This window comes from Erythrobacter ani, from assembly GCF_019204025.1.
GTDB lineage: Bacteria > Pseudomonadota > Alphaproteobacteria > Sphingomonadales > Sphingomonadaceae > Erythrobacter > Erythrobacter ani.
Genome location: NZ_JAGSPB010000001.1, coordinates 723,166 through 746,775 on the forward strand (window position 1 = coordinate 723,166; position 23,610 = coordinate 746,775).

21 protein-coding genes are annotated in these 23,610 nt (G+C 62.3%); 10 read left to right on the top strand and 11 right to left on the bottom strand.

The window, feature by feature from the left end:
* Positions 1-70: 70 nt before the first annotated feature.
* Both KCG45_RS03440 and KCG45_RS03445 read right to left on the bottom strand, forming a co-directional pair.
* A complete protein-coding gene (locus KCG45_RS03440) occupies positions 71-2,593 on the bottom strand; it encodes a TonB-dependent receptor (protein WP_218315706.1) in 2,523 nt (840 codons plus the stop codon).
* Positions 2,594-2,772: 179 nt separating this feature from the next.
* Positions 2,773-3,453, bottom strand: coding sequence for a hypothetical protein (locus KCG45_RS03445; protein WP_218315707.1), 681 nt, complete (start codon positions 3,451-3,453; stop codon positions 2,773-2,775).
* 189 nt (positions 3,454-3,642) lie between these two features.
* Here KCG45_RS03445 and KCG45_RS03450 point away from each other — a divergent pair, with 189 nt between their 5' ends.
* From KCG45_RS03450 to KCG45_RS03485, 8 genes are read left to right on the top strand one after another with little or no spacing between them, the layout of a single operon-like run.
* On the top strand, positions 3,643-6,207 hold the full coding sequence (locus KCG45_RS03450; RefSeq protein ID WP_218315708.1) for a TonB-dependent receptor: 2,565 nt from the start codon (positions 3,643-3,645) through the stop codon (positions 6,205-6,207).
* Positions 6,207-7,277: a VOC family protein gene (locus tag KCG45_RS03455; protein ID WP_218315709.1), complete on the top strand. Its 1,071-nt coding sequence runs from the start codon at positions 6,207-6,209 to the stop codon at positions 7,275-7,277. Before KCG45_RS03450 ends, KCG45_RS03455 begins: the two co-directional genes overlap by 1 nt.
* The gene (locus KCG45_RS03460; protein WP_218315710.1) at positions 7,267-8,166 is read left to right on the top strand and encodes an alpha/beta fold hydrolase; all 900 of its coding nucleotides are present in this window, start codon (positions 7,267-7,269) and stop codon (positions 8,164-8,166) included. The genes KCG45_RS03455 and KCG45_RS03460 overlap by 11 nt, the downstream gene beginning before the upstream one ends.
* A 37-nt stretch (positions 8,167-8,203) precedes the next feature.
* On the top strand, positions 8,204-9,505 hold the full coding sequence (locus tag KCG45_RS03465) for an MFS transporter (protein WP_255547930.1): 1,302 nt from the start codon (positions 8,204-8,206) through the stop codon (positions 9,503-9,505).
* Positions 9,505-11,061: an FAD-binding oxidoreductase gene (locus KCG45_RS03470; RefSeq protein WP_218315711.1), complete on the top strand. Its 1,557-nt coding sequence runs from the start codon at positions 9,505-9,507 to the stop codon at positions 11,059-11,061. Before KCG45_RS03465 ends, KCG45_RS03470 begins: the two co-directional genes overlap by 1 nt.
* Positions 11,062-12,219, top strand: a complete 1,158-nt coding sequence (locus KCG45_RS03475) for a nitrilase-related carbon-nitrogen hydrolase (RefSeq protein WP_255547931.1) — start codon at positions 11,062-11,064, stop codon at positions 12,217-12,219.
* A gap of 41 nt (positions 12,220-12,260) precedes the next feature.
* Positions 12,261-12,983, top strand: a complete 723-nt coding sequence (locus KCG45_RS03480; protein WP_218315712.1) for a DUF3108 domain-containing protein — start codon at positions 12,261-12,263, stop codon at positions 12,981-12,983.
* Positions 12,983-14,146, top strand: a complete 1,164-nt coding sequence (locus KCG45_RS03485; protein ID WP_218315713.1) for an FAD-dependent monooxygenase — start codon at positions 12,983-12,985, stop codon at positions 14,144-14,146. Before KCG45_RS03480 ends, KCG45_RS03485 begins: the two co-directional genes overlap by 1 nt.
* On the opposite strand, the gene KCG45_RS03490 is transcribed toward KCG45_RS03485, so the two are convergent.
* The 9 genes from KCG45_RS03490 to KCG45_RS03530 all read right to left on the bottom strand — a co-directional run bounded on the left by KCG45_RS03490 (position 14,143) and on the right by KCG45_RS03530 (position 21,637).
* Entirely contained in the window at positions 14,143-15,171 is a 1,029-nt protein-coding gene (locus KCG45_RS03490) for a zinc-dependent alcohol dehydrogenase family protein (protein WP_218315714.1), read from the bottom strand. The genes KCG45_RS03485 and KCG45_RS03490 overlap by 4 nt on opposite strands.
* Positions 15,172-15,176: 5 nt before the next feature.
* Positions 15,177-15,428 (bottom strand): hypothetical protein, encoded by a 252-nt coding sequence (locus tag KCG45_RS03495; protein ID WP_218315715.1) that lies wholly within the window; start codon positions 15,426-15,428, stop codon positions 15,177-15,179.
* A complete protein-coding gene (locus tag KCG45_RS03500) occupies positions 15,425-16,612 on the bottom strand; it encodes a class I SAM-dependent methyltransferase (RefSeq protein WP_218315716.1) in 1,188 nt (395 codons plus the stop codon). Before KCG45_RS03500 ends, KCG45_RS03495 begins: the two co-directional genes overlap by 4 nt.
* Entirely contained in the window at positions 16,609-17,115 is a 507-nt protein-coding gene (locus tag KCG45_RS03505) for a DUF1330 domain-containing protein (protein ID WP_218315717.1), read from the bottom strand. The genes KCG45_RS03500 and KCG45_RS03505 overlap by 4 nt, the downstream gene beginning before the upstream one ends.
* Positions 17,112-17,573, bottom strand: coding sequence for a hypothetical protein (locus KCG45_RS03510; protein WP_255547933.1), 462 nt, complete (start codon positions 17,571-17,573; stop codon positions 17,112-17,114). Before KCG45_RS03510 ends, KCG45_RS03505 begins: the two co-directional genes overlap by 4 nt.
* Positions 17,566-18,987 carry an aldehyde dehydrogenase family protein gene (locus KCG45_RS03515; protein WP_218315718.1) on the bottom strand — a complete coding sequence of 474 codons (1,422 nt, stop codon included), beginning with the start codon at positions 18,985-18,987 and terminating at the stop codon, positions 17,566-17,568. The genes KCG45_RS03510 and KCG45_RS03515 overlap by 8 nt, the downstream gene beginning before the upstream one ends.
* Positions 18,974-19,900, bottom strand: a complete 927-nt coding sequence (locus KCG45_RS03520; protein WP_218315719.1) for a polysaccharide deacetylase family protein — start codon at positions 19,898-19,900, stop codon at positions 18,974-18,976. The genes KCG45_RS03515 and KCG45_RS03520 overlap by 14 nt, the downstream gene beginning before the upstream one ends.
* Positions 19,897-20,778 carry a polysaccharide deacetylase family protein gene (locus tag KCG45_RS03525; protein WP_218315720.1) on the bottom strand — a complete coding sequence of 294 codons (882 nt, stop codon included), beginning with the start codon at positions 20,776-20,778 and terminating at the stop codon, positions 19,897-19,899. Before KCG45_RS03525 ends, KCG45_RS03520 begins: the two co-directional genes overlap by 4 nt.
* Before the next feature lie 184 nt (positions 20,779-20,962).
* A complete protein-coding gene (locus tag KCG45_RS03530) occupies positions 20,963-21,637 on the bottom strand; it encodes an isochorismatase family protein (protein ID WP_218316400.1) in 675 nt (224 codons plus the stop codon).
* 100 nt (positions 21,638-21,737) lie between these two features.
* On the opposite strand from KCG45_RS03530, the gene KCG45_RS03535 reads away from it, so the two are divergent.
* Complete coding sequence (locus tag KCG45_RS03535) at positions 21,738-23,099, top strand: alpha/beta hydrolase (RefSeq protein ID WP_369410723.1); 1,362 nt, start codon at positions 21,738-21,740, stop codon at positions 23,097-23,099.
* Entirely contained in the window at positions 23,096-23,605 is a 510-nt protein-coding gene (locus KCG45_RS03540; protein ID WP_218315721.1) for a DUF3598 domain-containing protein, read from the top strand. The genes KCG45_RS03535 and KCG45_RS03540 overlap by 4 nt, the downstream gene beginning before the upstream one ends.
* Positions 23,606-23,610 lie beyond the last annotated feature (5 nt).

Consider the following 23,610-nt stretch of genomic DNA (forward strand, 5'->3'; position numbering starts at 1 on the left):
GGGGCTAACACATGAAAAAGGGGCGGGAGCTACAGCTTCCCGCCCCCTTTTTATTGTCGGTGTCGCGCGTTTAGAAACGATACCGCAGGATCGCCCCGAACCGGCGGCTTCGGCGATTGTTGTACTGGAACCCGCGCGACTGGCCTGCCGATGCAAGGTTGAAGCCGTTCTCGATCACCACGCCGTTCACGACGAAGCTGCCATTGCCGCCGCTTGGATCGAGGAAGCGCAAGACACCGAGCGGCGCATCTTCGTTGGTGAGGTTTCTGCCGTAGAAGGTGAGGCTCAGATTATCACGATAGTCGAACGTGATCCGGGCATCGAGTTCGAAGGATTCTCCGGTCTCCGCGAGGTTCTGAACTTGCGCGAAGCGGCTGGAGAGGTAGTTCCCGTTGACCGAAAACAGCGCCGAGAAGTCGTCGGTGAGTTCGACATCGTAATCGGCGTAGAAGGAAGCCTGATGCCGGGCCTGACGCGGCAGTGATTGTCCGGTCAGATCGGGATCGCCAAACACCGCACCCTGCGTCGCTTCGGTGCCATCGGTGAACTCGGTATCGGTCCAGGCATAGTTCCCGCCCAGCGTCACACCGGGCAGAGCCTGCGGGCTCCAGATCGCGTCGATCTCCACGCCGAAAATGTCCACATCGCCGAGGTTGGCCGTGACCGACCCCACGGTGCTCGCCGCGCCCAATGCGGCGAGGTTTTCGGTCAGCTGATAGTCAGTCAACGTCGAGAAGAAACCGGCGATGTTGAAGATCAACTGGTTGTTGAAGAACGCATTCTTCGACCCGAGCTCGAACTGCCAGACCGATTCTTCATCGAACGTGCCGAAGCCGAATTCAAAGCCCTGTGCGCCGTTGAACCCGCCCGGCTTGGTCCCGCGAGAAGCGCTCGCGTAAACCAGATTGTCAGGCGTCGCGTCGAAATCGATGATGAAGCGCGGCGTAACCGCATTGAAGGTCGCTTCGACGTCGAACGGGCTTCCGTCGGCGAGGCTGGTGAGCACCCCGGTATCGCGGTCGAACACACGCAGGCGCTGCTGCTCCTCGGCCCACCGAAGCTCCGCGGTGGCAGTCAGCCGATCGCTGAAATCATAGGCGACCGAGCCGAAAACGGAGAAGTTCTCGATGGTCGATTCTTCGGGCGGCGGCGGTGCGAGATCGAGCGGTCCAGCGGCGTTGAATGCGAAGGCGGCGCCGAATGCGGCAGCGACTTGCGACAATGTTGCCTGTTCTGATGCGATGATAGCCGCATCCCGCTCGGGCGTGAATGCGTCGAGCAAGACATCGTCTTCCTCATCGTTGCGGAAATAGTACCCGCCGATGCGCCAGCGGAACGGGCGATCCTGCGGCGAGTCGAGGCGGATTTCCGCAACATAGGTTTCCTGCAAATCGTCATCGTTCGTGGTGAAGTCGAACGGCAGCAGCCCGACACCAACGCCGATAATCGTTCCCGGAGGAGCCGGGGGAGGAGCGAACACCGCCGGAAACGGCCCGAATATGCGCGCCGTGCCGAAGGATTCGGGCTGGCCATCGCTGTCGATCAGGTCGCGGAAATCTTCACGCGTATAGCCGAAGGTCGAAACGAGCGTGTATTCGCCCAGCTCGAACTCGTTATTCATCGAGAAGAAGAACTCCTCGCGCTCAAGCCCGCCTCCAGGTCCGATCACGTCAGGGATCTGTGGCGGACCGCTCGGGTTGGGCGGAGCTGTGGGGACGACGCCCTGGAAAAACGGCTGATCACCGCCAAGGTCGATTCCGCCCGGAACGTTGACGTTCAGATCCTCGAAGCCAAGCAATCCGATCGGGAAGTGCCCGTCATCATCCTCGTTGTAGGCAAGGCGGAATTTCGTCGTCCACCCCGGCGTCGGGCGTACTTCGAGAGTGCCACCGATGCTGAATGAAGATTCATTACCAACCGATGGGTTGGCGTTGCTTGGAATGTCGAATTCGCTCTGGAAATCGTAATACCGCGCGGCGATCGAGAAGAACACCTTGTCCTCGACAATCGGGCCGCGGACATTGCCGAGCAGCTCGTAGAGGTTGTCCTCGCCGATTTCGAAGCTGAACTCACCGCCGAAATCATTGGTCGGTTGGCGCGTCGTGATGTTGATCGCGCCCGAATAGGTATTGCGTCCGAACAGCGCGGATTGCGGCCCCTTGATGATCTCGATCGTGTCGATATCGCCAAAGTTCAGGCTGCGGATCGACTGGGTCACGTTGACGTTGTCGATAAACACCGACACGCCGGAATCGCCCAGAATGTTAGCTTGTCCGCGAATGATCGGACGGTCGAACTGCCGCCCGAACGGGGTGTCGAACACGAATCCTGGCGTCCGGCGCGACAGATCCTCGATGTCGCGGATGCCCTGTTCGAACAGATCCTCCGATGTGAAAGCACTCACCGCAACGGGAACATCCTGGATGCTCTCTTCCTTTTTGCGGGCTGTGACGATGATAACATTGCCGCTGTCCGGGTCGTTATCCTGTTCGGCGGCATCAGCGCTGGATGCGTTGTCATTGTCCTGGGCCGCAAGCGCCCCTGGCGTAAGTATTGTGGCTGCGAGCAACGCGCTACGCACGATCATTTTCATGTTTTGCCTCCCTCAACTCACTGCGATCCCGCGCAGTGATATTTCCGTCCCTCTTCATATTTCTGCCCGGACTCGAAAATTTGTCCAGACAAATTTTTACCCTATGCCCCGATTTGCCGAACAATCGAGTTCTGAGAGCAACGCCGCGCGCCGTCCTGTGCGCCCCGGCGCAAACCGCGTCAGAACGGCTTCACATTGCCCAGAAACGCGGTGATCAGCAGCAGGACGTAGACCGCCCAGACCCAGATGCGGGTCTTGTCCATCGTCTTGCGCAACGGGACCTCGGTCTCATCGCTCGATCCCTGCTCAAGCACTGCCGTAAGCTGCGCGCCCACCGGTTTGAAGCTGACATCGATCATGATCGCGGCCACAAAAATGAGGCCGAACATCAGCGCTTTCCACGCAAGCCAATCGGGCGTCAGCGGAGCATCGATCAACAGGCTCTGCCCGCCAAGCCATAGGTAAAATCCACCGATGAGCCAGCGCAGCCAGCCCTCGATCCGGCGGTTGCGCGCCGCGCGCGGGGTCTGGTCGTGCCAGTGCGAATCCCACACCAGCGCCAGCCAGAACACCCCGACGACCCACGCTCCGACAAGCAGCCAAACCGGCACATCCCACCAATTTCCAAGGTCCACCACGCTCAGCGACAAGGGCACCATCAGCGCCCAGGCGCTGCGCGGAACCATGTCGATTTCCACCAGCAGCTTGAGCAAAGCGATACGCTGTTCGAGCGTGTAATCCTCGCGCCGGCGGAAATGCTGACCCAGCACGAACACACCGACATCCGCGCCCAGCCACAGCACGAACAGTAGCAAATGCGCATAGACCAGCGCAGGATAAGCGAGACCGGAAAATTCCATTTCAGCCCTTTCGCAAAAGTGTTGCGTCAAGATCACGCAAAGCGACACTTTCATGCAAGATGTCCGGACAAATTGCATCTCTGCGCTTGACAAGCAAGCATTTGTCCGGACAAATTTGAAAAGCAGGACTGAAGCAGCGGACCGTCACAAGGCGGCCGATCTCGAAACAGGGTTTAGGAGCTCATCGCAATGAAACTGCAGATCCCGACGAAGCTGGCGCTTGCCGGCATGACTTCCGCTTTCGCGCTTGCTGCCATGCCGGGCACGGCATTTGCGCAGGACGCGGACACCGATGACTCCGCCGATGAACAGTCAGGTGTTTCGACGATCATCGTCACCGCACAGCGCCGTGAGGAAAGCGTGCAGGATGTGCCGATCGCCATCACCGCTTTCGGTCAGGAAGAGCTGGAGCGCCGGGGGATCGCCAACGCGCTGGAGGTGGCGCAATTCGTGCCCAACCTTGTCGGCCTGAACAACACCGGGCTCGGCACGGCGAACTCGTACTTTCTGCGCGGTATCGGCAACACCGAATCGATCGCGACCTTCGACCCGCCGATCGGCACCTATGTCGATGACATTTATCTGGCGCGTCAGAACGCCAACAACCTGTCGCTGTTCGACGTGAATCGCGTCGAGGTGCTGCGCGGTCCGCAGGGCACCTTGTTCGGGCGGAACACGACCGGCGGCGCGATCAGCGTTGTCATGAACGAGCCGGGTGATGAGTTCGGTGGCTATGCCGAAATCGGCTATGGCAGCTTCGATAACAAACTCGCCCGCGCCTCGCTCGATCTGCCACTGGCGGACAGTCTCGCCATCAAGGTGTCGGGTTACTGGCACGACGATGATGGCTATGCGATCAACAACTTGACCGGCGAGCGCACCAACGAAAACGATGGCTGGGGCGTGCGCCTCGGCATTCGCGGCGAATTGTCGGACTCCGCGCGCTGGACTGGTTCCTACATCCACACGTTCGCCGATGCTGGAAACATCCTGAATTTCGATTGCGATCCGACCAACCCGGCCAATTGTGACGGACGCTTCGTTTCTACGGGTCTGACCGAAGACAGCACCTTCAACAGCCCGGTGTTCGGTCCGCTGCTGGCAGGCGCGAAAAACGAATTCGGGCTGGGCAACGAAACGACGATGGATTTCGTGTCTTCCAATTTCGAATTCGAGCTGTCGCCAGACTGGTCGGTCAACATCATCACCGGACTGGTCGATGTAAACCAGCAATTCGCAATCGACTTCGCCGATGGTCGCGGCCTGCCGAGCATCGGAAACCCCGTGCCGCCCGTCACAGGCTTTACCTTTGGTGGCTTCACCATCGCCAATGATGGCGACCACACGCAGTTCACCCAGGAGATCAAGTTCAACGGATCGATCGCCGACGGCCTGATCAATCTGGTCGGGGGGGTCTATTACTTCTTCGAGGACAACCGGACAGACTTTGGCGATATCTTCTCGCTCAATCTCGGCCCTGGCCCGTTCGCACCGCCTGACGGCTTCCCGCTGGTCCTGGCCGACCGCATCCTCGACAACACAACCGAGGCATGGGCGGCATATCTGCAGGGCGATCTGAATATCACCGACCGGCTTACGCTGACTGCTGGCATCCGCTTCACCGACGAGGAAAAGTCGTTCGATATCCGCGACAATCGCCCGCGTCTGGGCGGGGGTCTGTGTCAGGCAGCGGCGCAGTTCGGACCTTCGACCTGCATCGACACGGCTAACCTTGTCGCGACCAACGGCGTTGCGATCCCGACCGAGCAATCGGTCGACATCTTCACGCCGCGCTTCGCGATCAATTACGATCTGACCGACGATATCCTGCTGTTTGCTTCGGCCACACGCGGGTTTAAATCGGGTGGCTGGAACGCGCGCGGCACTTCGCCTTCCGAATTGCTGCCGTTCGGGCCGGAGATCGCGTGGAGCTACGAAGCGGGTTTCAAATCGGAACTGTTCAACAATGCGGTGCGCCTGAATGTCACGGCGTTCCTCCTCGATGTGGACGGACTTCAGACCCCATCCGCATTCATCCGGGATGATGGCTCGCTGGCCTTCCTCACCCGCAACTTCGCCGATTATCGCAACCGCGGTATCGAGGTCGAGCTGACTACGGTGCCGATCGACGGGCTGAACCTGTTCGCCTCGCTCGGGTACCAGGATGACAATTACAGGATCGACCAGAACGCTCCGGCGCTTGACGAATTCGGCGTGCAATCGGTCGCCGCCCAGCAAGCCGCTTGTCTTGCGCAGCTTGCAGGCGGGCTGATCCCGAACGCGACCGGTGCTGACAACGCGGCGGCCTGCGGGGTCGGCATCGTCGCGCCTGATGGATCGATCGCAGAGCCGGTTCGCACACCCGACCTCACCATCGCGGTCGGCGGCAGCTACGATATCGAGTTCGGCGACCTCACGCTGACGCCGTCGGCCAACGCCAACTGGCGCAATGACAGCGAAGTGGGGACCAGCGAGCTGACCCTGTTCGACCAGCCGATAACCGGGCCTTCGGGCACGGTCTTCCCGACCAACACGCTTGGCCTGGGCGATCCGATCGACCCGGCTTCGGGTTCGTTCAGCCCATCGCGCTTCATCTTCAACGCAGGTCTCACGCTCAGCCATATGGGCGGCTGGTCGCTGATTGCCGAATGCCGCAACTGCTTCGACGAGGAAGCGGTCGAGAGCGCGCTGGCAAACTTCAGCTATCTCAACCCGCCGCGCACCTGGATCGTCCGGGCAAAGTACGACTTCTGATGCGCGAGGCCGCTGCGGCGATACTTTTCGGGCTCACCGCAGCGGCCCCAACACTGGTCCACGCACTGGCGCATGCACCGGCTCCGGCATCGGGCGCATCGCAGGATGCCGTCTCATTCGGGCTGGAGCCGTGGAACGAGGCGCTGGTCAGCGTCACCGATCTGGATGAAAGCACAACGTGGCTGATCGAGGATGGCGATTGGCGAATTGTCGGCGCGGGCGCGGTTTCGCGTGCCGAGCTGGAATACTGGAAGCTACCGGCGAACATCTCTGGCATTTTCCGTAAGGTCTGCGCTGCAAAGGCGCAAACCGGCTGCATCCGCTTCGTCCGGTTCGACGGAGCTGAAAACCAACGTCCCATCCGCCTTGCCGCACGGCCATGGGATACAGGCGGCATCTTCTCGATCATGCTGCGAAGCGAGGATACGCAAGCGCTGTTCGACGCGGCAATCGCGCGCGGCTGGTGGGCGGAGAGCCAGCCCTACCGCTTCAGCTTCGGCGGCTCGGATCTCGTCAATGTCGTAGTACGCGGGCCACATGGCGTGAATTACGCGCTCTACGAACGTGAAGCCCCGGCATTCACCGGTTTCCCAGTCGGCCCGCTCAGCCAGGCGTTCAACACGATGCGAATGGTGAAGGATCAGTCCGCCAGCATTGCGTGGTATCGCGATCTGCTTGGCCTGAAAGTGCTGTTCGATGCGCCCTTCACCGATCCTGAACCCCGCGCCAACAACTTCTCGGTCCCCGCCAATCTCGCGACCACGCTGACCCGCCGCGCCGCTGTGGTCCAGCCGGAGCTACCCGGTGAGGACGGGCGGATCGAGCTGATGGAGTTCGAAGGCTTCGAAGGCCGCGATTACTCGCAATTCGCCTCGCCGCCCAATCTCGGGATTATCTCTGTGCGTTATCCGGTCGGCGAGCTCGACGCCTATCGCGCCATGCTCGAACAGCGAGGCCTCGCGCCCGAATATTCCGCCAGCGATGTGCCAGTATCCGGGCTGGGCCTTGTCGATTTGATGGCGGTACGCGATCCTGACGGCAATCTGACGGAGTTTTACCATGCGGACTAGCGGCGTGGATCGATCAGTTGTCGCCGCCACGGGACGGCGCGCCTTTCTGATGAGCGCGGCGGGCGCGATTTCGGCTGCCGCGCTGACCGGCGGAGCCACCAACCCGCTTGCTAGCGCCACGCTCCGCAAACGCGACATCGTCCTTGTCCACGGGGCGTGGCATGGCGGCTGGTGCTGGGAGATGGTGCGCGCGCTGCTCGAACCGGACGGCCACCGGGTGTTCACTCCGACCCTGCCCGGCCTCGCCGAACGCGCCGGCGAACTGACGCCGCAGATCGGCCTCGACACGCATATCGACGATGTGGTCGCGACGATCCTCGCTGAAGACCTCACCGATTTCGTGCTGTGCGGCCATTCCTATGGCGGCATGGTCATCACCGGGGTCGCCGACCGCTTGAAGGAGCGTGTCGCGCATATCGTCTATCTCGACGCCGCCCTGCCTAAAGACGGCGAGAGCATGCTCAGCTACGGCGAACCTCGTCCGCAGGCCGCGATCGACGGCGCAACGGCGGCGATGCGCGGGCTGGCACCGGACGGATTGGCCATCGGCGTTTTCCCGCCCAGCGTGCTGGGCATCCCTGCCGGTCACCCGCGCCACGATTGGGTGGCCGAGCGGCTGACCCCGCACCCGCTCAAGACCTGGCTCGACCCGATCAAGCTTGCCAATGGCGGGCCGGAGGGTCTGGCGCAAACTTACATTCACTGCACCGATCCGGTGATGGCCCAAACCCAATTCCCATGGATCGCGAGCCAGGTTTCGAACGATCCGAGCTGGAATTATGCCGAGCTGAAAACCGGTCACGATGCGATGGTGACGGACCCCGAAGGCGTCGCGCAAATACTCCGCACTGCCGCCCGGACCGAAACCCTTCGCGAAGAGGGTGCATGACGGCTATGCTCTGCCCAGCATCCACAGGAGAGACGTCTTGACGCCAGCAACCGCGCCACCGCCTGCACCCGAGGCTGGCGAATTCGCCAAGGGCTGGAAAGTCCTGTTGGCAGGCGTGCTGGGTGTCATGTGCGGCGCGTCTCCGATACCGTTCAACGTTATCGGGTTTACCGCCGATCCGCTGCGCGCGGAGTTCGGCTGGAGCCAAACCGAAATCCTGCTTCCCATCACCATATTCGGCGTGATCGCGAGCCTGCTTGCGCCCGTATTCGGCTGGATGGCCGACCGCTTCGGCGTGCGCCCGGTCGCTCTATGGTCGCTGTTCGCTTTCGGCCTGGCCTTCGCGGCGATCTCGCTGACACCGACCGCCGATGAGCGCTCGACCCTCTACATATATTACGCGTTCTGGATCGTTGTGGGCGTCGTCGGGATCGGATCGACCCCCGTCACATGGAGCCGCGCGATCAATCTGTGGTTCTTCAAGAATCGCGGGCTGGCGCTCGGCATTCTACTGATGGGCACCAGCCTTGCGGCGATCATCGTGCCGCGCTTCGCAGTGTTCGTGATCGAGACCTATGGTTGGCGCTCGATGTTTGCGGCGGTGGGCATGTTCCCGCTTATCGCCCTTGCGATTGTATTCTTCCTGTTCCGCGAGCCGACCGTTGAAGAACGGCCCAAGGCGATCGAAAGCGACAGTGGCAAGCTGACCGGCGTGTCGCTCGGCACCGCGCTGATGGATTATCGGTTCTGGCTGATCTGGCTCTCTATCGCAGCGATTGCCGGAGCGTTTGGCGGGGCGTTCATCAACATGCCCACCATCCTCGGCCTGCGCGGGGTCGAAGCTTCGACCGCCGCCAGCGTGATGGGCATCCTTGGCATCGGTATCTTTGCCGGGCGGCTGATCACCGGCGCACTGCTCGACCGGTTCTGGCAGGGTTTCGTTGCCTTCCCGCTGCTCTGCCTGCCCGCTTTATCCGCCTGGCTGCTGCTGGGCGACACGATCACTTTCCCCATCGCCGCGCTGGCCGGGTTCCTGCTCGGCTTTGCGGCTGGCGCTGAAAGCGACCTGATCGCGTACCTTACCGGGCGGTATTTCGGGATGGCCAATTACGGCAAAATCTACGGCATGCTTTACATGCCCTTCGGCCTGTTCTCCGCCGCCTCACCGGTGATCTACGCGCAGGTGTTCGACCGGACGGGGAGCTACGATCCGATCCTTGAGATCGCGATTTTCGTGTTCGTCGGAGGCGGCGCGTTGCTGCTGCTGCTAGGGCGCTATCCCGACGAATTTCCCGAGGCGGAAGACGAGATCCCCGTCCCAGAAATGGAGCCTGCCTGATGGCTACTCTTGCAACCCCCTCGCCCGACCTCGCTCAGGCGCTGTCTGCCTCCGGAGCCGAAGTGCTCACCGACGAAGCGAGCCTTAATTTCTACGCGCACGATATTTACGACCGCGGCGCAGACCTTGCCGCCGTTGTCCGGCCCAAGGACACGGATCAACTGGCCGCCGCTGTCAAAGCCGCGACCGATGCCGGGCACCCAGTGGCCCCGCGCGGCGGCGGGATGAGCTACACCGCAGGCTACACGCAGGATCAGGCGGGCGCTGTCCTGTTCGACCTCGCGCAGCTGAACCGCGTGCTCGACGTCGACCATGTCTCGATGACCGTCACGGTAGAGGCCGGATGCACCTGGGCGGCCTTGCGTGAGCGGCTTGCCCACCACGGGCTGCGCACCCCAATGTGGGGCACGCTTTCGGGCCTCAAGGCCAGTATCGGTGGCGGGATGAGCCAGAACGGCATTTTCTGGGGCACCGGGCGCTATGGCTCGGCGGTGCAAAGCTGCACTGCGCTCGAAGTGGTGCTGGCGGATGGCACCTTGCTCAACACCGGCAAGAAGCACACCCGCCCCTATGGCCCCGATCTGACCGGGCTGTTTCTGGGTGACACCGGCGCGTTGGGGATCAAGGCGACGGTCACGCTCAAGCTGATCCCCGAAGCAGACTTCCACGGCTATGCCAGTTTCGCCTTCGACGACGCGGCCAGCTGGTTCGCCGCCTCCAGCGCGATCGAACGGCGCGGAATCGCAACCGAATGCTTCGGTTTCGACCCCTATCTCAACGCGATCCGGATGAAGCGCGACAGCCTGACCAGCGATGCCAAGCAATTGGTCGGTATGATGAAGCAACAGGGCGGCATGCTGAAGGCGCTGAAAGAAGGCGCCAAGGTCGTCGCCGCCGGACGCGATTTCCTGAAAGACGCGAACTTCTCGCTGCATGTGTTGGCCGAGGGACGCATTCAGGCCGCAGCCGATGCCGATATAGAGATCGCCCGGCAACTGGTCGCGCATTATGGCGGGCGCGAGGTCGAAAACACGATTCCCAAGATCATCCGCGCCAATCCCTTCGGGCCTTTGAATTCGATCCTTGGTCCTGATGGCGAGCGCTGGGCACCGATCCACGGCCTTGTCTCGCATGGCCGATCCGCCGAATGTTTCGCAGCGTTCGAAGCTTTGTTTGCCGAGCATGCCGAGGCGATGGACCAGCTTGGTGTGCACTACGGTACGTTGATCGCCACCGTGGGCGGTGCGGGTATGGTGATCGAGCCGTGCCTCTACTGGCCCGATGCGCACAACCCGTTGATCGAGGACACAATCGAGAAAGCGCACCTCAAGAAGCTGCCGAAGCTGGAAACCAACAAAGAGGCTTGGGCGCTTACAAAAACGCTCAAACAGCGGATCGTCGATATCTTCTTCGAGCACGACGCCGCGCATTTTCAGATCGGGCGAACATATCGCTATCGCGATAGTCTGGAGCCGCGCGCCGATGCTCTGTTGAAAGCCGCCAAGGCCGAACTCGATCCGCGCGGGTTGATGAATCCGGGATCGCTGGGACTATAGATGACGCTGGAGCTCGATCGCAGGCGGGCACTCGCCGCCGGAGCCTGCGCCGCCATCGCCGCGCATGCGCCGCTTGGGGCAGCTGAAGGGGACAATGTGACAGACACTTCGAATTATTCCGCGATTGCGATGCAGCTGACCGCGAGATCGCTGGAGCAGCTGCCCGACACCGGCGCCGCCCGTGCCGCGATCCTCGAACATATCGGAGAGATCGAAGCGCCGATCCGCACCAGCTCGATTTTCGTCGCGCAATATTCGGGCAAGCCAGTGAAGCTCGCGGTGTTGCCGGAATATCTGTTCACATCCTATCCGGGGCGCATCTCGATCCCCGGCTTTGCCGAACGGGTGGGCTTTGCTGCCGATGGCCCGGAATACGAAGCGCTCGGGGGCGTCGCGCAGCGGCTCGGCATGTTCGTCGCGGGCAATGCCTATGAGACCGATGCAGCTTTCCCCGATTTCTATTTCCAGACCTGCTTCATCGTCGCGCCATCGGGCAATGTGGTGCTGCGCTATCGGCGATTGCTCTCGATGTTCGCGCCCAGCCCGCACGATGTGTGGGAGGCTTATCTCGACAAATACGGCCTCGAAGGGGTGTTCCCCGTCGCGCGCACCGAGATCGGCAACCTTGCCGCGATTGCGAGCGAGGAAGTGCTCTACCCGGAGATCGCAAGAGCATTGGCCCTGCGCGGCGCGGAAGTGTTCTGCCATTCCTCGTCCGAAGTCGGCTCGCCGATCGCCACCAACAAGGATATCGCCAAACAGGCCCGCGCATTCGAAAACCTTGCTTATGTCGTGTCAGCCAACACCGCCGGGATCAGCGGGACGGCGATGCCGCTTTCGAGCGCCGAGGGGAACAGCCAGGTGGTCGACTGGAAGGGCAACGTTATCGCGCAATCGGGCGACGGCGAGACCTTCACCGCCTTCGCTCCTATCGACCTTGGCGCATTGCGAGAGGCTCGCCGCACTCCGGCGATGACCAACTACCTCGCACGCCAGCGCCCCGCACTCTTCGCCGAGGCCTACGCCGCCGCTGCCGAGCCGTTCCGCGGCCCGGACGGCATGATGCAGGATGGTGCGCCGTCGATCCCCGAGCGCGACTATTTCCGCCGCGCGCAGGCCGAAGTGATCGAGCGGCTCGATAAATCCGGAGTGATCTGATGGAGCAGCAACGATGAGAGATCGTCCATGAGGCACCGCCCATGAAACACCGTAACGTGCGCGGGAAGATCCGCTACACTTCGGCCAAGCCCGAAATGGCTGGGAAAGAACGCGGGCGCGAATGGTTCAATTTCTCGCATCACGCCGATGGCTCGGTCATCATGAGCGCGCAGTGCGAGATCGAAGACCCCGATCCCGCGGTGCTGCGCAACATCATCTGCCACATCGGCCCGGATCGCAAACCGCAGAACCTGCTGGTGCATCTGACGCTGGGGGATGAGTTTCTCGGCTCGGGCTGGATGGCTTACGATGCGAAGGGCGACCGGATCACCTGCGAGAGTTACGGCCCATCGATCGGATGCAATTCCGAAAGCCGCAAGGCAGGCGAGTTCGACGCCTTCGGCACCCACCCCATCGCGGGCGACGGCTTCACCACCCGATTGATGGACGTGAGCAAGGGCCCGCATCGGCGCAAGCTGCGCTTCTTCCTCCCCTCACCCGATCATCGCGGCGCGACCCCGCCGCAGATTGCCGAGCTTGAGATGGTGATGGAGTATGTCGGTGAGGAGGAAAAGACGGTCGAAGCCGGGACATTCCAGTGCCGTCACTATCGCTATGTCGATGACAGCGACGATGGGATGGGCGGCACTCGGCATCCCGATTTCGACATGTGGGTGACTGCCGATGACGACAGCGTGCTCGTTTATGGCTCGATCGACGGGTATATGATGAACCGCTATGAGCTGGTGGAACTCGAACGCTGATGGCAGCCGATAGCGTCGCGATCATCGGAGCGGGGCTCGGCGGGCTGACCTGCGCGATCGCGCTGCGGCGAAGGGGCCTCGCGGTCGATGTTTACGAAGCTGCCGAACGGATCGAGGAGACCGGTGCTGGGCTGACGCTTGGTCTCGGCGCGCAGCATGTGTTTCGGGCGCTGGGTGTACAGGGCGCGGTCGCGGCCAAGGCGTGTCCGGCGGGCAACCTGCCCTTCCTGCATTATGGCACCGGCAAGGCGCTGATGGGCGCGCTCGACCTGGGTGACGGGCTGGGGGACGATGGCAGCGCCAATATCATTCGCCACATCTACCGCGCCGATTTGCAGAAGGTGCTGCTGGCGGAACTCGGACGCCTCGGCGGCGCCACGCATACGGGGCATCGCCTGACGCGGTTTGAGCAAACCGAAGACACCGCCACTGCGCTTTTCGACAATGGTTTCAGCGCGAGCGCACGCGCCTTGATCGGTGCCGATGGCGTACGTTCCGCGATCCGCGCCAAATTGGTGCCGGGGGACGCGCCGCGCTTTACCGACCATGTCGCGTATCGATTCCTGGTGCCCATGGATCGCGCCAAACCGTTCATGGATCTCGGACGCAGCGCGATCTTCATCGGGCCGCAGCGTACCTTCAACCGCTATACGATGGCGCAGGGGCGCATCGTCAATGGAGCGGCACTGGTCGAAACCGGCGAAGAAGTACCCGAAGGCTGGTCCACACCCGCGCCGCTCGAGGAACTTCAGGCGGCGTTCGAAGGATGGCATCCGGACGTGACCGGGCTGATCGGAGAAGCCGGGGCGATCATCAAATGGGGCCTGTATGACCGCGCGCCGCTCGGCACCTGGTCGCAGGGCCGCGTCACGATGCTCGGCGACGCTGCGCATGCGATGCTGCCCTTTCTCGGGATGGGCGCGGCCATGGCGATCGAGGATGGCTATGTGCTGGCGCAGATGATCGCACGGCACAGTGACGTCGCAAGCGCCTTTGCCGGGTACGAAAAGCGCCGCATCCCGCGCACCTCGCAAGTCCATCACGCATCGAAGGTTCAGGGCCAGATCACCCAGAGCATCGACCCGGACAATTTCGCACTCGCGGGCGCGCCGGTGAACAATCGCGAGATGATGGAATTCGACCCCACGGCCGAGTTCACTTAACTCGAGACGCGGATCATCACCTTGCCCATATGCGCCGCGCTTTCGAGATGGGCGTAGGCAGCCTTCGCATCGTCAAACGCGAAGGTGCTTTCGACCAATGTTTCGACGCCCTTCTCCGCCATCACCTTCAGCGCCTCTTCGAACATGCCGCGATGACCGCTGGTGATCCCCTTGATCGTGATGTTCTTGCCCAGAATCGCGCCCTGACCGAACGTCGCCGGGTCCTGCGGGGAACCGGACAGCGCGCCGACAGTGCCGATCCGCCCTTCGATCCCGGTTGCTGCAAGCGTCTGTTCGAACTCGCCAAAGCCAATCGTGTCGACGACCACGTCTGCGCCGCGCCCGCCGGTCGCTTCGAGCAGAGCCGCAGCCCAATCGGGGCGGTCGCGGTAATTCACCGTGAAATCGGCGCCCATCTCGCACGCCTTCGCCAGCTTATCGTCGCTTGATGATGTAATCGCGAAATCCGCGCCCATCGCCTTGGCCAACAGAAGTGCGAAGATCGACACGCCGCCGGTTCCCTGCGCCAGCACCAGCTTTCCGGGCGCCGCCTCACCGAACGCAACCATTGCGTGCCATACGGTGCAGGCGACCACGGCGAGCGTTGCGGCAGTCTCGTCACTGATTTCGCCAGGCAACTTGATCGCTGCTTTGGCCGGGAGGGCCACCTTTTCGGCCAGCCAACCATCCATCGTCACGCCGATATCGCGCCCGAAAATGTGAAAGCCAAAGCCGCCCTCAGGATCCCAATCGACGAAGTTGGCAGCCACCACCCGGTCGCCCACGGAAAAGCCTTCGACACCTTCGCCCACCGCTTCGATCACGCCAACACCATCGGTCAATGGGATGCGATCCTCGGGCAGGTCGGTGCCATAGTGACCGCGCAGGATCATCAGATCGCGGTAGTTGAGACCCGCGGCGATCACCTTGACCACGATCTGACCCGGACCCGCCACGGGATCGGCGCGCTCGACTTGCCGCAGGCTGTCCACGCCCCCTCGTGGTCCGATTTCCCATGCTTTCATGATGCTCAGGCCTCCCGGATCGGAGCGAAAACGCGGTCGATGAATTCCTTCGCCTTCGCGTCGCGGTCTATCGCATCGCCGCTCTTCGCCTCTTCGAGCGCGAGCAGGCGCTCTTCCTGCACCCACACCTCCTGCGCGAGGTTCATCACCACCGCCACGAACCGGTCCATGCCGGGATCGGCAAAGAAGCGCGGATTGCCCTGATCGTCATAGAGGCCTGGCGGAGCGTCTTCGGGGCGAAGCTTCTCATCGCTCACTTTTTCCACGCTCCGAAACCGTACCACATTACGCCCTCCGCCAGACGCCCGGTGGTTTCCTGACAGACTCCCTCGGCGCGGTCGCCTTTCGCGGCATCGGCCACCGCCTGATCACCGTAAATGCCGATCGACGGGACGACGAAGTCGAAGAACTGGTCGTCGGCAAATCCGGCGCGCGTGCAAAGCTCGCGCGGCACTTCGTCGCGGTACCCTTTGTAATAGGGCTCGTTGTTATAATAGCTGTCCCAATCGAGGTAGAAGCCATCGAACGCGCCCATCTGCTCGTTCGGCGGCAATTCCATATGGATCACCAATCCGCCGGGCTTGAGTACCCGATACGCCTCGTCGAAAGCTTTGGCGCGCTGTTTCTTCGATAGTTCGTGCAGGAACATGCTCGACCACACGATGTCGAAGCTTTCGTCTTCGAACGCCAGATCGTCGGCGCACATCTGGCGGAAGGCGACCTCCTGCCCCTGCATTTTCGCCCGCGCGCTGCCATAGGCGAGCGGCCCCGGCGCGGCGTCGATCGCGATCACCTCAGCATCGGGATAAGCCTGCTTCCACGGCAGCGTGTTGTGGCCGATCGTGCAGCCCGTATCGAGGATGCGCTGCGGCGCGAAATCGGGATGGCGTTGCTTGATGTACTGGCTCATCGAGAGGCCGATGTCGTCGAGATTTGCTCCCATCAGCCCCATCGAGAACACCGCGAGCCCGCGGTCGTAAACCGCGCCAGCCTCAAGGCTATCGGCCCCGCGGGTGTAGCTGCCCGGCATCAGGTGCACGTCAATCGCGTGGACGTTCTTTGGCACTTCCAGCGCCGGGTCCAGTTCCAGCGAACCGAGCGCTCCTGCCGCTTTTTCGGCCTCGCTTGCCAACCGGTCGCTTTCACGCTCGACGCTGTCGGCGACGCTGGCCCAGACCATCTTCTGCGCCTGCACCCGCATCGCCGAATAGATGTTGAACGCCGGATCGCCGCGCAGCGCCTGATGTGCCTCGCGGCTGCTTTCCGGCTCACGGCCATGCTTTTTTTTGAAAGCAGGAGCAGCGCGGCGTTCATAGGCGGAGCGCATGTCGCCGGCGAGATCGTTGAGGATCAGGCTGCGCATTCCCGAAACGAAGCGCCCGCGCGCCACTTCGTCGGGCGTGGCATCCGCCTTCATCGGGTGCTGGAGTTCGACCGTCATGGAGTGTCTCCTTCGGTTGGGCCTACGACCGGATTATCAACCTGCGGCACGCCGTGCCCGGCGAAATCGGCCGTGAAACGATTGTCGCTCACGCGTCCTACCATATCGACGCGCAAGGGCGCCTCGGCATAAATGCTAACCGTGTAATCGCCCGCGCTCGGGTTCTGGCGGATTGGCAGGATTTCCTCTTGATAGACCCGGCTGTTCCAGAACGCACGGGCGTTCTCGATGCAGGGAAAGCGGACAGTCAGATTGACGTAGTCAGGTGGGATGTCGCCTTCGAACACCTCGATCGGTCGGGGGATCGTGACGTAATATCCGCCGAGCTTCTGGTATATCTCGCTTGTCGCAATCGCGCGGCCATAGGCCATCATCCGGTCGCGATCGAGCGTGCGCCCTTCCACCACCATGTACACCGGGGTGTCACAGGTCGAGGCAGGCGGCGGCGGAGCGGCCCCCGGCGCAACCCCCTGCAACAACAATGCAAGCGTGGCGGATATCATGGTGCGTCTATTCTCCATTCGTCACACAGGGTGCGCTTCCACGGTCGGCCGTCCCTGAACCATTGCCAGGTCCGTGCGCGGCTCTGCCCGTCGGGCGCGATGTTGATCATCTCGATATACCAGGCACCGGGTTCGTCGAGCCGGTCAAGCTTGAGCATCAACGTATCCTCGCAGGTCTGCCAGCCATATCCGCTGAACCGGTCGGTGTCCCAGCGAATGCGTTTGCCATCGAGCTTGCCGCCGAATTCGTAGGTCACCTCGCGTCCATCATCCCAGCTTAGCCAGTTGTGCTGGACGTAGTGCCACTCGCCGGAATCGGGGAACTCGCAGTGTGTCTTGACCCGGTGCGCGTCGATCGGGGTGCCGTCCGCGTCGACATGGCGATACCAGCCGTCCCACCAGCCCTGATGCAGCATCATCGCTGGCATCACGGCCTCAAGCGCCGCACGATTACTCATCCGTCTGGCCTTCGCGATAGGCGTCGATCGGGAGCGGCTGCCCGGTCTGGCGGATCATCGCCTGTTCGCGCAGGAAGCGCAGCAGGCCCGAATTGCCCATCCGGCTGGGGCCAAGCCCCGATGCCTTGCGCGACTGGTTAGCCGCATCGCCGACCATGCTGGTGAGCGCACCGTCCTGAAGCGAGATCGCGCCCGCATCGAGGCGCGGACCGATGCTGGCAGCCTCCTCGAGCGATCCGGCGAGCACCGCCGCCGACAGGCCGTATTCGGTATCGTTGGCCTGCGCGATGGCCGCGTCGAGGTCGTCGTAGATCGTCACGGGGATGACCGGGCCGAACGTTTCTTCGCGCATCACCGCCATATCGGGCGTGACATCTGCCAGCACCGTCGGACGCAGATATTGCCCTCCGCCCAGCTGCTCAACCTGACCGCCAGCAAGGACGCGGGCGCCTTTCGCTACGGCGTCATCAATCTGCGCCTGCACCTTGGCGGCTTGAGCGGGGAAGATGAACGGGCCGATATGACCCTGCGCCGGGTCGGGATAGGTGATCTCGATCGCGTTTGCCGCCTCTACCAATGCGAGCAGGAATGGCTCTGCGATATCGCGCGCGATGAACACCCGCTCGATCGACTGGCATGCCTGACCGGTCGCCACCACCGATGATCGCAGCGCCACTCCTGCCGCCCATTCGGGTTCGGCGCTGGCGGTGACGATCATCGGGTCCTTGCCGCCCAGTTCGAGATTGGCCGGGATCAGCTGACGCGCAGCGGCCTCGGCGACTTTGCGCCCGGTCGCGGTCGAGCCGGTGAAGCAGACATAATCGACCTCTTCGATCAGCGACTGACCGACCTCCGGTCCGCCCATGACATAGGCCAGCGGCAGTTCGGGCACTTGAGCAAGAACCTCACACATCGGTTCGACAAAGCGCGGGGTCACTTCGGAGGGTTTGATCAGCGCCGCCGATCCCGCCATCAGCGCCGGAACCGCGTCGATATGGCTCAGGATTACCGGGAAATTCCACGGACAGATCGCGCCGAACAGTGGAAAGGCGGAATATTCGGTGACGATCTCGATCCCCGGCGTCGCCGAGGGCTTGGGGCCGCGATCCAGCCCTGCGATCAGCGCGGGACCTTTCGCCGCCCAACCGCGAATATTACCCACACAGCCCTGCACTTCGATCCACGAAACCGCGCCGCGCCCCGTATCGACGGTGAGTGCAGCGGCGATTTGCGGTGCGGCGGCCTCGATGGCGTCGGCAAAGCGATTGAGGGCGGCAGCGCGCCCGTCGGGGCCGAGCGCTTCCCAGGCGGGTTGAGCGGCGCGCAGGCGGGCGGCTTCGGCGGCGATCTCTTCGCGGGTGCTGGCGGCGAATTCGTAGTCTTCCTCGCCGGTCCGTGGATTACGCGCCTTCAATCTGTTTCTCCCACTCGCCGACGATATCTTCGCCGCGCGCAAACCATGCTTCATTCCGGCTCGCCAGATCAGCGAGCAGACATTCGAGCGCGCCGATCCGGTAGGGCAGACCCATGATGTAGGGCGTCAGATGGATAGGCAGCATCCGGCCCGAACCTTCGCGCGCAGCCTCGGCAGACAACCAGTCGAACGCATCGCGCATGCTCTCACCCCAGCTGTCGGCGCCTTTCTGCTGCACAGTGATGATCTGCCGATCGGACAGCTCATGGTTGAGCGGCAGGTCGATCAGGCCATTGGTAAAGCGATAGGGCAGCTCGTCATTCACCCAGTCGCAGCAATAGGTCAGCCCCTCATCCTTGAGGATGTCGAGCGTCTGAAAGCTCTGCTGTCGCGCAATCGAAAGCCAGCCTTTGGGCCGCGTGCCGGTTGCTCTCTCAATCCGCGCCATCGCATCGCCGATCAGCGCACGCTCAGCCGCTTCGCCAAGCGTCGCGTCGATCGTGCCGTTCATATCGGTCGAATGCGCGATGATTTCATGCCCGCCGGTCTGGATCGCTTCGATCAGCTCGGGATAGCGCTCGGCAATGGCGGCGTTGGTGGCGAAGCTTGCTTTGACCCCCGCCTGCTCGAACGAATCAAGCATCCGCCACACGCCAACCCGATTGCCGTAATCGCGCGCCGTGTAATGACGATAATCCGGATAAGGGGTGACCATGTGCCCCGGCGCCTTGAACGGGCCGTCAGGCACAATCGGAAACCATTCGAGGCTGACGCACAGCCACACCGCCACGCTCTTGTCATGCGGCCAGTGGACCGGCGCGCGCTGATGCATGTTCGACCATGGGTAGAGATCGTGGTCGTAGCCTTCGCCGCGCTTGGGGTACTGGGTGTAGCTGTCGGGGAGGATGCTCATGCGACCTGCTCCCGCCACGCATCGACAATCTCGCCCGCGCGCGCAATCCATGCGCGGCCATCCTTGGCGATGTGCTCCAGCGCCTCTTCGAATGGGCCGATCCGGTGCGGCTGGCCGATCAGGTAGGCGTGCAGCGGGATGCACATCACCGTGCCCGATTTCTTACCTTCGGTCGCCAATCGTTCGTATTGGCGCACCAGCGTATCGGCATATTCGCGGCCCGACATATTGTAGACGAAGAAGCCATAATGGTCGTTCACTTCGAGGCTGTATGGGATCGAGGCGAGCTTACCTTTCGCGACCTCGACCTCCTGCACCTGATCGTCGTGATAGAGATCACAGGTGTAGTCGAGCCCGTATTCGGCGATCAGGTCCAGCGTGCGCGGCGTGTGCGTTAGCGCGGGCGCAAGCCAGCCGCGGATGCGTTGCCCGGTCGCGTCCTCGACCGTTGCGATAGAATCCTCGATGATCGCGCGTTCCTGCGCTTCGGTCATGTCGTAGGAATAGCGGGTGTTGTAGATGCCGTGGCTGAAGAACTCCCAGCCCCGCTCATTCGCATCCGCCACTACCTCGGGATGGTGCTGGCACAGCGCGACCGACAGGCTGACCGAGCCGGGAAAGCCGTGCTTGCTCATGACCTCGGCCATACGCCAGTGGCTCACGCGGTTGGAATGGTCTCGATGCGCAAAATTGACCACGCTCGGCGCAGGATGCGGCCAGGGTTTGCGCTTGGGATGGATCGGCGGATCGATCTCGTAATATTCGAGATTGGGCACTACCCAGACGGCCACAGATTTGCCGCCGGGCCATTCGATCGTCGGACGGCCTCGATAGGGGTGGTGATCATATAGGCCGGGATCGGGCGCGCCTTCGTTCATGCGCCGCTCCGTCGATGAGACTTACGCAGAGACGCGGAGACGCGGAGAAATCTCACCCACGGCGTAGCCGCCATCTCGGAAGCAACGTATCTGATGCGCGCTTGGCTGGATCGGAAAGCGCCTTCGGCGTGACCCATTCCCTTCGCGTCTCCGCGTCTCCGCGTGATCAATTCAATCGACACAGTCAGCGCGCCTCCAGCCAGTCAATCACGGCCTGCACCGGCTCGACATCGGCGTATTTCAGCTGGAGGTCGGTGAGGTTGGCGAAGTGATAGCTTTCGTGCTTGTCGGCGCAGGTCTCGATCGGCACGATCGTGCGGTATCCGTGGCTCAGCGCATCGACTGCGGTGGCGCGCACGCAGCCGCTGGTAGAGCCGCCGGTCACCACTACCGTATCGACTTTGTGAAACGTCAGATAGCTCGCCAGCGGGGTTTCGAAGAACACGCTCGGCATCCGCTTGGTGAATTGCAAGTCATCGGCATCGATCTCACAGCGCGGGTCGAACTGGTGCCGTTCGCTCTCATACTTGATGTTCTGAAGACTGTCTTCGGTATCGGTGCGCGTGCCCCAGACACCGGCATCGCCTGCATCGGCTTTGTAAGCGACCCGGCTCCAGATCACCGGCATGCCCTTTTCGCGCGCCATCCGACTGATTGTATTGATATATTCGATCTGGCGCGGATCGGTCTCGTAAGCGGTCTTGAACAGATCGGTGCGGGTATAGGCCTGCTGCACATCGACATTGACGATCGCAAGTCTTTCGCCAAACCCGAACTTCTTGCGCGCCGGATTGGCCATCACCTCGTCGAATATCTGGCGGGCGGTCCTGCCGTCCTCGACCATCTTCGTTCCGATCATTTCGCCCACGTGAATACCCCTCGATTCTGCTTTGACGCGAACCATAAACTTGCGTAGTGGCTTGTCGAGCAAAATTTGTCCGGACAACTTTGAGGCGCGCGTGAGCATCCCCATCACTCGGCACATGCTGACGATATCAGGAACCGGTAGACGCGTGCATTATCGCCGGTGCGGCAGTGGTCCGATGCTGCTGATGGTCCATCAAAGCCCGCGTTCGAGCGCCGAATACACCGCGCTGATGCAGCAATGGGGCGCTCGCTTCACCTGTGTGGCGCCCGACACGCCGGGATTCGGCCAAAGTGATCCTCTGCCGGAAACCGATGATGCAAAACCCGAAATCGCCGACTTTGCCGATGCATTATGCGAATTTCTCGACGCGCTCGGCGTTGATCGCGTGCCCGCCTATGGCTTCCATTCGGGCGGGATCATTCTCGTCACCGCGCTGAAGCGCCAGCCGCAGCGTTTCGCTTGCCTTGCGGTCGGCGGCTATGCGATCTGGAACGAGCAGGAAATGCGCATCTTTGGCGAGCGTTATCTGCCCGAATTTCACCCGAGCGATTACGGCGAGCACCTCACCTGGCTGTGGAACCGTATGCTCGAACAAAGCTGGGTCTTCCCATGGTTCGACACGCGCGAGGAAGCACGGCTGTCGGTCGCGCATGCCGATATACCGCGCGTGGCGCAGGCCGTCTCCGAGATGCTCGATGCGGGCAACGCGTATCAGGCGGGCTATGGAGCCGTTCTGCGCGCACCGCGCGACATTCCGCCCTCCGATGCAGACGTGCCGCCATGCCTGATCACCGCCTATGATGGCGATCCGTTGCAGGAGCATATCGACCGACTGGGCGAGATGCCCGCAGGCTGGCAAGCGGAAAAGGTGCGCACTCCCGCCGATCATCAGGCGGCAAGCCTCGCGTTTCTTCAGGACCATGCCGCGGATGAAGCGTCACCCGATCTGCCCGAGGACGGCGACGAGGGCTGGCTATCGCTCGATGGCGGGCTGATCCACTGGCGCGGCGAGAAGGGCGGCAAGCTGGTCCTGCACGGCCCGGCAGGCGAACTCGCAGAACCCGCCGCGGGCGAGATCACTATCGATGTGCCAGGTCATGGCCAGTCGGACGATTTCGAGGATATGCGGGGCGCAGTCGAAGCAACGGCGCAGGCACTTGGCTCGCCCCAGATCCTGTGGCCTGATCTTCCGAGCGGCGATCCTGCCAAGCTCTATCCCGACACGATGCCCGATCGTTTTGGACAATACCTCCAGCGCGCATGGGCCGTTGCGCGAGCCGAAGTGTTTTTCGAACCGTGGTATGAAGCGAGCGCCGCCAGCGCGGTACCGCTCGACGAAGCCGCGCTCAATCCCGCCGCCCTTCACGCCCGAGCGCTCGCCCGTATCCGAGCCGGCGACGCGGCGCGACGCTGGCACGAAACCCTGATTGCAATCGACGGAGCCACTCAATGACGACCTATGCCGAATTCGCCGAACGAATGCCGCTGCTTGCCCGCCACGAAGGCGTGTGGGACGGCACATATTCGTACTTCAACGCGCATAACGAGAAGATCGATGAGCATGCGAGCCGCCTGCTGTGCCGTATGACGGGCGAAGACGAAATCCCGTATCATCAGACCAATCACTACACCTGGCCAGACGGCAAAACCGAGGTCCGCGACTTCCCCGCCACCTATCGCGACGGGCGCATCTGGTGGGACAACGAGCTGATTCAAGGCTGGGCTGCCGAAGTGCCGCTCGACGAGTATAACCGCACCATGATGCTTTACTGGCAGCGCACCGGCGATCCCTCGCTCTATCTCTACGAGCAGATCCAGATATCCGACGACGGCCAGAACCGCTGCCGCACATGGCATTGGATTCGCGATGGTATGCTGGAGACGCGCACTGCCATTCAGGAAACCTTCGTGACGAAGGACTGGCGCGCAATCGATGCGGAGATGAAGGCCTCCGCCTGACCGAC